The 14730-nt window shown below is 39.3% G+C and carries 9 protein-coding genes and 1 pseudogene; 2 read left to right on the top strand and 8 right to left on the bottom strand.

Going from position 1 to position 14730, the window contains the following annotated elements:
* Positions 1-578: 578 nt before the first annotated feature.
* Positions 579-1721: a histidine kinase N-terminal domain-containing protein gene (locus ABC374_RS12655; protein ID WP_413018112.1), complete on the bottom strand. Its 1143-nt coding sequence runs from the start codon at positions 1719-1721 to the stop codon at positions 579-581.
* 232 nt (positions 1722-1953) lie between these two features.
* A complete protein-coding gene (locus tag ABC374_RS12660; protein WP_413018114.1) occupies positions 1954-3786 on the bottom strand; it encodes a sigma-54-dependent Fis family transcriptional regulator in 1833 nt (610 codons plus the stop codon).
* 505 nt (positions 3787-4291) lie between these two features.
* Here ABC374_RS12660 and ABC374_RS12665 point away from each other — a divergent pair.
* Positions 4292-5773 carry an aldehyde dehydrogenase family protein gene (locus ABC374_RS12665; RefSeq protein ID WP_241590872.1) on the top strand — a complete coding sequence of 494 codons (1482 nt, stop codon included), beginning with the start codon at positions 4292-4294 and terminating at the stop codon, positions 5771-5773.
* A 189-nt stretch (positions 5774-5962) separates the two neighbouring features.
* Here ABC374_RS12665 and ABC374_RS12670 read toward each other — a convergent pair whose 3' ends face one another.
* The 4 genes from ABC374_RS12670 to ABC374_RS12685 all read right to left on the bottom strand — a co-directional run bounded on the left by ABC374_RS12670 (position 5963) and on the right by ABC374_RS12685 (position 11122).
* A complete protein-coding gene (locus tag ABC374_RS12670) occupies positions 5963-6667 on the bottom strand; it encodes a TerC family protein (protein ID WP_350302880.1) in 705 nt (234 codons plus the stop codon).
* Between the two features lie 323 nt (positions 6668-6990).
* Entirely contained in the window at positions 6991-8478 is a 1488-nt protein-coding gene (locus ABC374_RS12675) for a tagaturonate reductase (protein ID WP_413018116.1), read from the bottom strand.
* An 82-nt stretch (positions 8479-8560) separates the two neighbouring features.
* Positions 8561-9574, bottom strand: coding sequence for a zinc-binding alcohol dehydrogenase family protein (locus ABC374_RS12680; protein ID WP_413018118.1), 1014 nt, complete (start codon positions 9572-9574; stop codon positions 8561-8563).
* A gap of 45 nt (positions 9575-9619) precedes the next feature.
* On the bottom strand, positions 9620-11122 hold the full coding sequence (locus ABC374_RS12685; protein WP_413018120.1) for a UxaA family hydrolase: 1503 nt from the start codon (positions 11120-11122) through the stop codon (positions 9620-9622).
* Positions 11123-11315: 193 nt separating this feature from the next.
* Between ABC374_RS12685 and ABC374_RS12690 the strand changes: the two genes are divergently transcribed.
* A complete protein-coding gene (locus ABC374_RS12690; protein WP_413018122.1) occupies positions 11316-12182 on the top strand; it encodes a helix-turn-helix domain-containing protein in 867 nt (288 codons plus the stop codon).
* A 68-nt stretch (positions 12183-12250) separates the two neighbouring features.
* Here ABC374_RS12690 and ABC374_RS12695 read toward each other — a convergent pair.
* Both ABC374_RS12695 and ABC374_RS12700 read right to left on the bottom strand, forming a co-directional pair.
* Positions 12251-13493, bottom strand: a pseudogene (locus tag ABC374_RS12695) (MFS transporter).
* 158 nt (positions 13494-13651) lie between these two features.
* Entirely contained in the window at positions 13652-14653 is a 1002-nt protein-coding gene (locus tag ABC374_RS12700) for a LacI family DNA-binding transcriptional regulator (protein ID WP_413018124.1), read from the bottom strand.
* Positions 14654-14730: the final 77 nt, after the last annotated feature.

A 14730-nucleotide genomic window follows, 5' to 3' on the forward strand; every position in this document is an offset into this window, starting at 1 on the left:
GTACAAAGAACCTTGCTGATTTTCACTTTTTGCTTTTTGTTGAGTCCTTTTATGTAAAAATATAGTTACCCAGCTCTATCCTCTCTTTCCTTACACTTCTTTTTTAATAAATAAAAGCACCCTCTCTCACTAAAATTTTGTACATATATAAAATAAAAGCAATATCCATGCCAAAAAAAGGATAGTTATTTTATTAGGGTTTAACGCTTTTATGTATTTAAAACGATTCAATTTTGAATTATAAATTCAATTTCCGATTCATACATTAATTATCGACCCTTTTTGATTCATAATCGAATCAAAAAATGACAATTTATTTGTTTTCTTTTACTATTTCGACACATATATACTGAAAAATAACCGGGATAAAAAAGAAGATGCTAAAATCCTAATTGTGATTTCTTGGCATCTTCCAAATAGATTTATTTTCACTGAGAATGATTTTATGTAAAATACCGGCAGAACCGGAATGCCCTCCTGCTAATAATTAAAATACTATGTTTACAAGCTTCGAAAAAATTCGATATGTATATAATGCTGTGAAAATTATCCTATGATATGGTTGAAACACATATGATTCAATTCTGAACTTCAGGGAAATGGATGCTGAATGTGGTTAAATTTTCATTGGAGACACAATTCATATATCCATCATTACTTTCAATGATCTTTTTACACACGTATAATCCAATTCCCGTTCCTAACTCTTTCGTTGTGACAAAGGGCTCAAAAATAGATTCGATCAATTCACTGGCAATGGCCGGTCCATTATTTGAAATTCGAATTATTCTTTCATTCGCCTCAATTATAGAGTTTATCCTCAAAATTCTAGGATGTTCCTTATCCTTTAAGGCATCAATGGAATTTATAAAAAGATTCAAAAACACTTGTTTTAACCCATCCTTGCTCGCTGTCATGACGAAGTTTGGATAAATATCTATTTCCACATTAACGCTGGCATCCACAATATTTGCATAAGTCAATTCTTGTATTTCTTTAATTAACTTTAGTACGGAAATTTCCTCTCTTTGTTCCTCATTAAAATCAGATTTAGAGGTATGGAGGAATTGGGTTATCCTGAAATTCAGCTGATTTAACTCATAATCAATGATATCCAAATATTTCAAGTCGGGATTCTCCCTCTTCAGTAATTTATTGAACCCCATGATTGCTGTAAGAGGGTTACGGAACTCATGTACAAAGCTTGATGATATTTGACCCAGTACCGCTAATTTATCTTTGTGGTTTTCACTAATATAAGACTTTTTTTCCTCAATCACTTCATTTGTAAGATTCGTATATCTAGTTACTGCATGGTAGCTGAACGTATCAAAGTGCAGGTTAATGTCATTAATGAATCTCTGCATATATTTAATTGGGATATTGGCGCCAAAAACATTTCTGATTATGATATTTCTCCCTAAATTGATATTATATAGAAAATCCCCAATGTTGATATTTGCTTCAAGACGTTCTTTTGCAACCCGGTAAGCCAATTTTATCAGCACATCATCAGACAATACCTCCTTGAACGTTTGGATGACCAGTGAGTACATCCCATAACCATTTTCCTTAATTCTTTCTTTGTAGGGGTCTATTTCATTGATCTTAATAGTCTCGTTCCATTCATTTAAAAACACAGATTCATTTTCTTCCAAATATTGAATCAATACATGTTTATACTTCTTATGTTCAGATGACAACTCCATACTATTGATCACACATCCCCTTGCGGAATTTAGTTACTACATCAATAACATCATTCTATATGAGATTTTGATATCCTGCACTTCATTATTTATTGTTTTTCAAGGTGAAATGTAGCTTATAAGGAAACAGGTATGCTGGTCCGCATATAGTTACTTGCGATAACAAAGAACCGACCATATCAGGTCGGGAATCTGAAATTGTCATAAAAAGATTCTTCATATTTTTTTATATACTGAGAGTCTCTTACTTTTGAGGGTTGATTCCATATTTTTTCATTTTTCTATATAGCGTATTGCGGCCGATGTCGAGCTGTTTCGCTGCGTTACTGATATTCCCATTTGTTCGTTCCAATGCATTCCTGATAAGTAGGGTTTCTTGTTCTTGAAAGTTTCTTGGTTCTCGATCGGCATTTGCCCCTTCCTCATGTGTCATGGAAGAAACAGGACAAAGTGCCGCAAGCAATTCCCTTGTAATCGGGCCATTATCAGCTAGGAATGCAGCCTGTCCCAGCACATTTTGCAATTCACGGAAATTACCTGGCCACGAATATTCCAAAATGAATGTTTTAGCTTCGTCAGTTAGTTCTGCATGTTCGCTCTTATAAGGTAAATCCGCTAAAATATATTTTGCTAACAGCAATAAATCTTTACGACTCCTTAGATTTGGAAGTTTTAAAGATAATCCACAAAGTCGGAAAAATAGATCAGCTCGGAATTCTCCAGCTTCAATTTCTTTTTGTAAGTCTTTGTTGGTGGCGGCAATGACCCTTACATCGATTGGAATGGAAGCATGCCCTCCGACACGCGTCACACATCGTTCCTGAAGCACGCGGAGCAGAGTCACTTGAGCTTTAAGCGGCATGTCCCCGATTTCATCCAAAAACAGGGTTCCGCCATCTGCAGCTTCGAATTTCCCCTTATGCCCGCCGCTTTTTGCGCCAGTAAAGGCACCCTTTTCATATCCAAATAACTCACTTTCCAATAAGTTTTCGGGAATTGCGCTGCAATTGATGGCGATGAATGGCTTATCACTTCTTAAGCTAACCCCATGAATGGATTGAGCGAACAGCTCTTTTCCCGTTCCGCTCTCCCCAGTGATTAGCAGGCTGATATCAAGCGCTGCAGCTCTTTTAGCAATGGATATGGTTTGATTCATTTGCGGATCATTACTTATTATATCGGTAAATTGATAACGATTAGTTTTTAAACCATCAAACAATTTTTGTTTTTTTAACCTTACGATCACGGAGGATTGATGTTCTATATTTTTGCCAAGGGTTTGAACCAGGAATTCCTGGTCTTTAATTGAAACCTTCTGTTCTAAAACAAGTGGGTCTGTTCCTGATATTATATTCGATACTCGTTTTTCCATTGTGCCGATAACATGTGACGCCGCTATATTGAGATCTGTAACTTTTCCCTCTTTATCAAGGGTAATTAACGGATCAGGGTATGAATCATATATAAAATAAAGGTTTTTCTCCCTTTTTTGTGTATGTGACAATAAGAGTGCTTGTTTGATGCTATCAGCCACCCTCTGAACTAAACTAATGGAAAAAGGATGATAATTCTGTTGATGACTGCTTAAATTCAGAACACCAAGCAGATGCCCCTCAGGGTGATAAATGGGCGATGCGGCACAAGTAAGGAAATGGTTATCCTGATGAAAGTGTTGACTGCCATGAATTAGTACAGGGTTTTTCTCTACTATGGCTGTTCCTATTGCATTTGTTCCTTTTGATTCCTCTAGCCAATTGGCCCCTTTTCTCAGGGAAACATTATCTGCATGTCGAATGAAAGCTGGATCCCCAACTGTTTCGATGATATATCCTTCAGGAGCAGCAAGTAATAAAATGGACTCCAAACCATTAATCGAGCGATAAACCTCTTCTAAAATGGGAGAAGAATGGTACAGGAGTTCCGCATATCGATCGTGGTATTCGGCCAACTCAAATGCACCAAGCATATCTTCCTTATCCATCATGCTTGGCTGAAGGCCCTTCGAAATGCACCGCTGCCATGATTCTTGAATAAATCCCGGTACGGTTCCTTTATCCGCGCTTATATTAACAGACATTGAATAATCCTCCCCGTATGTATAATCCAGTAAATCGGCCACTGTTTTTTATTCAATTTCAAAACTCTATGTAATCAAAAGTTTCAGAGCATTCAGGGTTCGTTCATTCAGTTTAATTATAGCAGAAAATTCAGATATCCACCAAAATGAAAACGCATTATGCCAACTACTAAACTTTTTTGTTCCATATTGGTACAACTTCCTGTTCCAATATGGAACAGTTTGCTACCTTCCCATGTCCCTCCAGCATCTTCTTTAGCTGGTATCATTGGTTTTTTGTGATGGCATAAGTCTTGCATAATTACATGTCGAGAAATTGATTCCTTATGATAAGGGGGGAAAGAATTCAAGTAATCCAGTTTTTAAAGATATTCAGACTTGCTGCAAGTCAGCCAAAGAGAAAGATATCAAAAACATAAGATTATGCCTGGTCCTTTTACTTAGAGGAACGCCATTGTCCGAACAAATATCGAACTTAAAATCCAAATGAAAAGGGGTATTATACATGGAACAAACTATTAAGCTTAATCCAAGAGTGCAAGAATTCTTGAAGGGAACTAAAAAGCTTTTGATTAATGGGGAATTGGTGGAAGCTGCTTCAGGAAAAACCTTTGAGACCCTCGATCCTTCAAACGGCAAGGTTTTAGCGGTTGTGAGTGAAGCAGGTCCGGAAGATGTAGATAAAGCAGTCAAAGCAGCGCGTAAGGCTTTCGACAACGGTCCATGGAAAAAAATGAGTGCATCGGAACGCAGTCGCCTCATTTATAAATTAGCGGACCTCATGGAGGAACATAAAGAAGCGTTAGCACAATTGGATACCCTGGATAATGGCAAGCCGATTGGCGAAACCACCAATGCCGATGTCCCCCTTGCAATCGATCACTTCCGTTATTATGCTGGATGGACCACTAAGATAGTGGGACAAACAATACCTGTTGCTGGGAATTACTTCAATTATACCCGTCATGAAGCAGTCGGGGTGGTAGGGCAGATCATCCCTTGGAATTTCCCTTTACTTATGGCCGCATGGAAATTAGGCGCAGCCCTTGCAACCGGATGTACGATCGTATTAAAACCAGCGGAGCAAACGCCGCTTTCAGCATTATATTTAGGTCAATTGGCGCTTGAAGCAGGTTTTCCTCCTGGCGTTCTCAATGTCATACCTGGATTTGGTGAAACAGCTGGGTCTCCGCTTGTAGACCATCCTGATGTCGATAAAATTGCCTTTACCGGTTCAACCTCAGTAGGGAAAATGATCATGCGCCAAGCTTCGGGAACCGTGAAAAAAATCTCGTTGGAATTAGGCGGAAAATCACCTAATATCATTTTACCGGATGCAGATATGAGTAAAGCCATTCCTGGAGCTTTAATGGGCATCATGTTTAATCAAGGACAAGTCTGCTGTGCCGGTTCCCGCCTGTACATTCAAAAGAAATCCTATGATAACGTGGTAGCTGACCTAGTGTCCCATGCAAAGAACATTAAACAAGGGGCCGGTCTTGATCCATCTACCCAGATAGGGCCTTTGGTATCCAGTGAACAAATGGAAAGAGTCGGCGGTTATATTGAAAAAGGAAAATCTGAAGGAGCTGAAGTGGTTACCGGGGGCAATTACGGACAAGGTGAGGGTTATTTTGTAACGCCTACAATATTTGCAGGCGTTGAAGATGAAATGACAATCGCTAAAGAAGAAATCTTCGGTCCTGTTGTAGCTGCGATGCCTTTTGACGATTTGGATGATGTGATAAACCGTGCAAATAACTCAGAATATGGATTGGCTGCAGGTTTATGGACACAGGATGTAAAAAAAGCCCATTATGTGGCTAATGAATTAAAAGCGGGTACAGTTTGGGTAAACTGCTATAACGCATTTGACGCGGCTTCCCCATTTGGCGGTTATAAACAAAGTGGAATCGGTCGGGAAATGGGCAGTTATGCTTTGGATAATTATACGGAAGTCAAAAGTGTATGGATTAACTTAAACTAAATAAAAGAATGAATGCACCATATGATCATTTGGCTCAGATATCGTGATTGAAATGCATGTTATCGTTTCCTAATTCGCAAAAGGATGTACCAATGTGCTGACTTTGGTACATCCTTTTTCTTGTTTTGTACTTATATGGAGCAGACAAAAAGAAGAGACCTTTCATTTCGAAAGGTCTCTTTGTATCGATTATCCATTACGTTCGATTTGCAATTTTTCTCTGTTTGCTTTTTCTTTTTCGATATTTTTCTGTCTTGAAATCCCGGCAACCAGGATTCCAATCACCACTATTGCTTCAAATCCATATTTAATGAAGGGATTTGCAAAGTAGTCGTGCATGAAAGGTTCAGCTACGATCATTTTAGCAGCTGTCCAGCCTAGTATTCCCGCACCAATTATTATGATGAATGGGAAGCGTTCGATCAGTTTAAGGATCAAAGTGCTTCCATACATCACTACTGGAATTGATACAAGTAAACCGATTACCACTAAAGTGAAGTTACCATGAGAAGCACCTGCCACAGCTAGGACATTGTCCAATCCCATCAATGCATCTGCAATAATGATAGTTTTTATGGCAGCCCACATCGAGTCTGCAGGCTTCACATCATGTTCTTCTTCATCGATAAGGAGCTTATAAGCAATCCATACAAGAAGTAATCCCCCTATTAAATGCAGTCCTGGCACCTCTAAGAGCCAAACAACCAGCAGCGTTGCGATGATCCTTATCACTATTGCCCCGACCGCTCCCCATATTATCACCTTTTTTTGCTGTTCTTTTGGAAGCTTTCTTGCAGCCAATCCAATAAGGATCGCATTATCACCGGCTAGAACCAAATCTATCATAATGATCGCTAAAAGTCCTGAAATGAATTCACCTGTTAAAAAATCCAACATAATTTCCTCCTTTTCACAAAAATAAAGAGACCTCTGCCATAAATGGCAAAGGTCTCGCTAAGCACTAAATGAATTAGGCCAATAAAGCCGGTGGGATTCCCACGTAATGACGACTTTATTTCAGGTTATCCCTGACGCTACTCCCCTTCACGGGAATAAAGAATATGTAATTCTTTTAATATCTTTCCATTAGGAAACTACCAAGAAAAAATATCACTAATTCAGTATACCAAAAATACAAATAAAATAAAGAAAAAAATAATAGATAGGAATGATATTAAATGAACTTAACCTTGTCCAAATCCTTTCAACGGATAATTTCAGTCAATCATCCCTTCTAGATATTGGCATAATTCGTTTCCAAGGTTCGGGATATCGCTCAAATCCTTCCCCCATAGATATTGATTACTTAAGGTTGCCTCTACCAATTGTCTAAGCGGGAGTTCTTCCCTCTCATAACGAAGCCATTGTTCCCTGAAAAATTCAATTGCCTTTATATCATCTTTAACGACATAGACTTTACCCGCAAAGCTTTTACCAATATAACTCCCCTTGGTTTCGTTAACTCTATAAAATCGGATCAGGCCCGAAAAACCTCTTACGATACAGTCGGGCAGCCTTCCTTTCGCCTTATGATATTCCTCCAAGGTAGGCAGGAGACGAGCCTTGAACTTCGAAATACTGTTCAGCGAAATATCGGCCAGGAGGTGATGTACAAAAGGATTCTTAAATCGCTCAAGAACACTTTCCCCATATTGCATCATCTCATTTTGATCAAAAGGTAATGAAGGAATTATTTCCTTTTCGATGGCATTGCTCAGAAATTGGTTGAATTCCGGATGATCGATTGCCTGTTTTACTTCTTCCAATCCAGATAAAATGCCTAAAGGAGCCAACAAGGTATGTGAACCATTAAGTATCCTTACCTTCCTCATTTGATAAGGTGTCAAATCTTTTACCCAATGCACATTTAAGCCGGATTGTTGTAAAGGAAGACGTTGATCAATACAAGGGTCACCTTCAATAGCCCATAAATGGTAGGGTTCTGCCGTATTTAGCAGGGTATCCTTATATCCCCATGCCGCAAATAGGTTGTCCGACTCATTGGCTGGGAATCCTGTAACGATACGGTCTACAAGCGAGTTTAGGAATAGGTTGTCCCGGTCCACCCACTCCATGAATGGCTTTGGTAAATCCCAATCCCTGCTATGCTTAAGAACATATTGCTTCAATGAATCACCATTTCTCTCTAAAAGCTCACATGGAAGCATGATCAGTCCTTTTTTTGCATCTCCGTTGAAATACAGATAACGATGATACAAAAAAGCAGTCAGCTTTCCTGGATAAGATTCAATCGGCTTTCCTTCTTCCAAAGGAATCTGCTGGTATTTGAGCCCTGCTTCAGTCGTGTTGGAAACTACAAATTCCAATTCAGGATTTTCTGATAGTGCTAAAAATTCCATCCATTCTTCATATGGATCAATCACCTTTGAAAAAACGGAAATGATCTCTGTATGTTCCACTTTTTCGCATTGGTGAAAACCACGTAACATTAACGTATACAGTCCATCTTGCCGCTTTACTTCCTCTATTTTCCCTTTTCCGGCGGGGCGGGGCTGGGTAACTGCAATACTTCCCATGAAATGACCTTGTTTATTACATTCATGAATCATCCAATCAAAGAAGCCACGAAGAAAATTCCCCTCCCCAATCTGCAATACTTTTATGGGAAAATCCATCATATGTGAATATTGGACAGCTTTTGTATCTTTACTCAGACGTTGCAGTTGACTTTTATTAATGTTCATGATCAAGGAACTCCTTTCTAATAGAAATATCCAATTCGGATTGCGTTTTATGTGGTTGCCTTTACGACAGCATACCTAATGCTCATATTTCGACAATTGCCTTGATCACTTTAGCTTCAGGAGTTAACCAACCTTCAAACTGATTGATCATTTCATCCAAATGTGTGCGGTGTGTAATATACTGGCTCATATCCAACAAATCATTTTTCAGCGTATTCACGACATAATCAAAGTCATCCCTTGTTGCATTGCGGCTTCCCATTAATGTAAGCTCTTTACTGTGGAATTCTGGATCATTAAAGGAAATATCTGCTTTAACTAAACCTACATAAATCAATCTTCCGCCGTGAGCAGGATATTTAAATGAATCCATCATTGATTTTGCATTACCTGTCGCATCAAATACCACGCTTGGCATATCTCCATTCGTCAATTGGGCTAATTTCTCCATTGGATTATCCAAAACGTTCAAAGTATAATCGGCATTTGCCCATTTGCCGGCAAATGCAAGGCGTTCATCATTTACATCCATTGCGATCACCTTCGCACCTTGTTCTTTAGCGAATGCCATGACTCCCAAGCCAATGGGTCCAGCACCAATTACAAGTGCAAATTCCCCTTTATGAATAGCAGCGCGCCTAACTGCGTGAGCCCCTATACTTAAAGGCTCTATCATTGCGGATTGGTCAAGTGTGAGACCCTCGGTTTTCACCAAATGATTATAAGGAACCGTAATCCACTCACTCATGCCGCCTTCAGCATGTACACCCAACACTTTCATATCCGTACAGCAGTTCGTTTTTCCACTTCTGCAAGCCAGGCATTCTCCACATTCCATATAGGGGATGATCGATACTTGATCCCCGACATTAAGCCCTGATTCATTTTCCGGTATGGACTCAATATAACCGGATAATTCATGGCCAAGTATTCGAGGATAGCTAAAAAAGGGTTGATTGCCTCCATAGGCATGAATATCTGTACCGCATATACCTATGCGCCGCACACGAATCAAAGCTTCCCCTAAGTTTGGTACGGGTTTTTCCGACTGTATCATCTTAAATTCAAAAGGTTGTTCACAAACGATACTTTTCACTGATTAACACTCCTTTTTAATAACTTGATAGATATTGTGTATGTCTTAGAGAATGACTCCTTCTTTAAAGATGCTTATCTCCCTATATCCGAATTTTTCATTATTCGTTTTCTTTTTACCGGATGAAAGCTCAAGAATGTAGTGGAATAAATCGTCCTTTAATTCATCGATCTTTTGACCTTCTATCAACCGCCCGGCATTATAATCAATCCAGTGCTTCTTACGATCGGCTAAATCCGAATTCGTAGCTATTTTTACAGTTGGCACCGGTCCCCCAAATGGCGTTCCTCTTCCCGTAGTGAATAGAACGATATGTGCGCCGGCTGCTGCCAAAGCCGTTACCGAAATCAGGTCATTTCCAGGAGAATTGATTAAATTCAAACCATGCTTCACTACTCGTTGTCCATACGGGCTTACATCCACTACAGTGGCATGGCCCCCTTTTTGCGTGCATCCAAGTGATTTTTCCTCCAGTGTACTTATGCCGCCCTCCTTGTTTCCAGGTGAAGGGTTTTCATAAATTTCCTGATCATGGCGAATGAAATACTGTTTGAAATCATTAATAAGGCCAACGATTTTCTTAAAGGTTTCTTCATCCCCTGCCCTGTTCATCAATATCGTTTCCGCTCCAAACATCTCAGGAACCTCTGTCAATATCGTGGTCCCGCCATTTTCTACTATTAAGTCGGAAACCGCACCAACCAATGGATTAGCGGTAATGCCTGAAAAACCATCGGAACCCCCGCACTTCAAGCCTATTTTCAACTTTGAAACCGGTACTTCCTGGCGTACGAACCCTTCCGCATATTCCACTAATTCCCCCATTAAACGTAAGCCGCTCTCCAATTCATCTTGAACCTCCTGGGCTTTTAAAAATTTAATCCGATTAGGAGGAAAGTCACCTATGACTTCTTTAAATGATTCGATTTGATTGTTCTCACACCCTAATCCCACAACTAAAACCCCTGCTGCATTTGGGTGTTGAGCCAAGGCTGCCAATAGTTTCTGCGTATGGGTCAAATCATCTCCCAATTGAGAACAACCGTAGGGATGGGAAAAGTGATGAACCCCATCGATTTGACGATTTTCAAACTGCTCATTGCCCATTTTAGCTAGAAGTTCACATGTTTTATTGATGCAACCTACCGTATTGATGATCCAGATTTCATTCCGGATGCCCACTTCCCCATTTTCTCGGATATATCCTTGGAAGGTATGATTTTCACTTGGCTCTTTTGTATCTTGAATGCTAGGTTGATAGGAATAATCCAATATACCATGCAAACCGGATGCTAGATTATGGGTGTGAACCCAATCGCCAATGGCGATATCTTCTTTAGCTTTTCCGATCGAGTAGCCAAATTTGATTACGTCCTCAGCTCGTTTAACCGGTTTCACTAACATCTTATGCCCTTTAGGAATGTCGTCATTTGCCTTGATATGAATCATTCCCCTGTCTGTTTGAATCTGGAGACTCTGTCCTTTATGAATCCACTCCAAGGAAATAACAACATCATCATTTGAATGCAATTGAACATATTTATTCATTCTGTCCCTCCTTATCATGAATAAGACGTTCAGAACCAAACGTCACTCCATTCCGAAAGCCCTTTCATTTTTCCTTGAATTTTTTAATTTTTAAATCTATTTTAATTTTAACATCAATTTATGAAATATAAATTGCGAATTTTGCTATAAATATACTCATTCTTGTTGTATTATACTTTCAGGAGATGAACAAATGAAAAAAATTCATAATGCATTAAACCATGATTTACTCTTCCCATTCTCTTTTGTCTATCAAGATACGAAAAGTCCCCAGAATGAATTGTCCGATCATATGCATGACCATTATGAAATTGTTTATGTTTATAACGGTAAAGGGACCTTTTTTATCGGTGATGTGTTTTATGATATGCAGCAAGGGGATGTATTCCTGATCCCGAATAATACCATTCATAGGGCATTACCGAATAAGGAAGACCCTGTCACCTCCACCATTATTTTTTTCAGTCCCACATTAATATATAAAGATGTGGTTGATGATTCTTTTTCATATTTGCACTTGTTTGATCTGACAAAAAAGAGTAAGAATTATAAAATATCATTGCCGCAGAAGAAACAAGTAAAGATGGAGGAACAGCTACAGCTCATCCTGCAAGAAACAACTAGCCAATCAATAGGCTCGAGACATGCTTGTTTGCTGATCGTTCACCAGATCATACTTGATTTATACCGCACCCGGATAAATGGCAAAGAAGATTTATCCCAGGGCAGCTATAGTTCAGAATGGATCAAAGATATTTTAATCTATATTAATGAACATATTGATGAACCATTAACACTGACGGCACTTGCACAAAAAGCTTTGGTCAGTCCCGCTCATTTCAGCAGAGTTTTTAAGGAAACGACTGGAATTGGCTTAATCGTGTATCTAAACACGAAAAGAATCATCAAGGCAAAGGAACTTTTGCTGGAAACGAATCACACCATTGCCAATATTGCTGAAATGTGTGGTTTTGAAAGCATGCCCCAATTTTATCGTACCTTTAAGAAATACAATGAAAAGACACCAGCTACATTTCGAAGAGAAAATCGGATTCGCTAGGCGTGCCTAATACACATGAAAAATGGAAGTGTCTTCCCTTTGGGAGACACTTCCATTCTAACAATCTATTACGCAGGCTTTACTATCGGTCGTACAAAACGGATGACTGCAAGCGATGCAACGATGGCCAATCCACCTGCAAGCAAGAATGCAACTGTGTATGTGCCTGAGGTATCGACAATGTATCCTGTTAAAGTCGGTCCGATGATTCCTGCTGTATTTGCCAAGAAATGCATAAAACCTCCAACAGATCCAACATTACCAGGGTCTACGACATCGTTGACGATTGCCCAGTAAATGGCACCAGTCAAATATAGGAAGAAGACGGAAAGTGCGACAAGCGTTACCGCACTGAGTGTCGTCGATACAAGCCCGGCAAACCCGATACATACTGCCGATAAGAACAAACATGTTACAAGCACGAGTTTACGTGAGAATAAAACACCTTTTTGAGCGAATTTTTTAAAGAAGAAATCCGATACGAATCCACCCAAAGCAAGTCCGATGAATCCAAATATCCAAGGAATCACTGTAATGATACTCATATTTTCCACACTTAGGCCGCGTGCATCCACCAAATAGCTTGGGAACCAAGTTAAGAAAAAGAAGAGAATATAGTTGTAGGAAAAAAAGGCTAGAGCTGTAAATAAAACCGTTTTTTGTTTTAAATAAAAGGTGAATTTCACCTTTTCTTCCGATGTTGCCGCTACATAAGATTTTCCTGTATGTTTCTGCTCTTTTGACTCTTGTGGTTTTTCTTTAACGAACTTCCACCAGCAAACCGCCCATATAAGAACCAATTATCATTATGGCAATGAAAGAAACTCTCCATCCATATGAGATTGCAATGAATCCAACTATCGGACCTGCAATGGCGCCACCAAGCGGAGTCCCGCTATTCGTCAAACCAACGACAGATGCCCGTTGATTTGCCGGGAACCAGTTATTGACCATTTTATTGATGGTGGCTGAAAGAGGGCCTTCACCCATCCCAAACAGGATGCGGATGACTATCATACTGGCAAAACCGACAGCCAGCACAAGTGCACCACTGAATAAAGACCAAACGATCATCGCCACGAAAAGCGTAAGCTTTGCACCCCATTTATCGGACGCCATGCCTCCAAGGAAGTTAAATACGGCATAACCAACTGAAAAGCTACTAAAGATAATTCCCATCTGTGTTGCTGTTAAGGATAAATCATCTTGGATGAACGGAGCTGCAATGGACAGTGCAGATCGGTCCAGATAATTTATTACCCCTGCCAAGAACAAGAAAACGATAACCATTCCTCTACCATTTGAAAACATAAAGTACCCCCCTATACGTTTCTATAAAAGCAGCAGCATTTTTGGAAACGTTTCCATTTAATAACCAAGAGTAAAGCCTATATGACCCATAACTAAATCGGTTTAGAATCCCCGTAAAAAAAGCGCTTTCTTTTTCACAGGAATTCTTACATCCGGTTCTAGCAAGAATTCCTTGAAAGCAAAGTCGGTTTCAAGCGATGGACGCTTGTATCCTCTTTTCCTGTTTTATTGATTTGACTAAGCAGTAACTCTGCTGCCAAGTTGGCCATTTCAATGGCCGGCTGATTAACCGTTGTGATGGTCGGTGTATAGAAACTGGCATACGGAACATCATCGATTCCTATGACTGCTATGTCATCAGGTATATTGATTTCGTGCTGTTTCATAAAACGCAATACTTCATTAAGTACGATATCATTACCTGCCAATATGGCTTGAGGCGGCTTTTCCAATTCGAAAAATTCTGAAAGTGCAACCGGAATTTCATCTGCATTCACAGTTTTAATGTATTCTGAATTGAATGGTATCCCATGTGACTCGAGTGAATCCTTGTAACCTTGGATCCGTTCGATTCGAGGACTGATATCGCGTATTATTGAAGTGGTTATGATTGCAATGTTTTCAAAACCCTTTTCAATAAACCGATCGACCGCTAACTTGGAAGCAAGGTGATTATCGAGCATGACTGTAGCAATATTCAATTCTTCGATCGTCCTATCCATGAAAACAATCGGGAATAGATCACTCTTCATACGTTGATATAAATCAAGATTGTCCCCTGTGGGGAAAATGATGATCCCATCCACTTGTTTAGCCCTTAGCATTTCAATATAATTCTTTTCCTTTTCAGGATTGTCATCTGCATTGCATACGATAATGTGGAACCCTTGTTCATAAAAGTAGTTTTCTATAGCTCTAATAACTTGCGTTGAAAACGTGTGAAGGATATTGGCAACCACTACCCCAACGGTAAAAGTGGATTTTTGCTTTAAACTGCGCGCTATTATATTAGGCTGATAGTTTAACTCTTCTATTGTTTCTTCAATTTTTTTCCTTGTTTTTTCACTCATATATTCATAGCGTTTGTTCAGGTATTGAGAAACTGTACTTTTTGATACTTTCGCGTGATTGGCGACATCAGTAATTGTAATGGTTTTCATTTCATTCATTCCTGTCGTGTGATTTCAATTCTCTGCCTAATACCAAAATGGCTTATATATAAGGAATATTCTATTAT

It is taken from the genome of Peribacillus phoenicis (assembly GCF_047238085.1).
Lineage (GTDB): Bacteria > Bacillota > Bacilli > Bacillales > DSM-1321 > Peribacillus.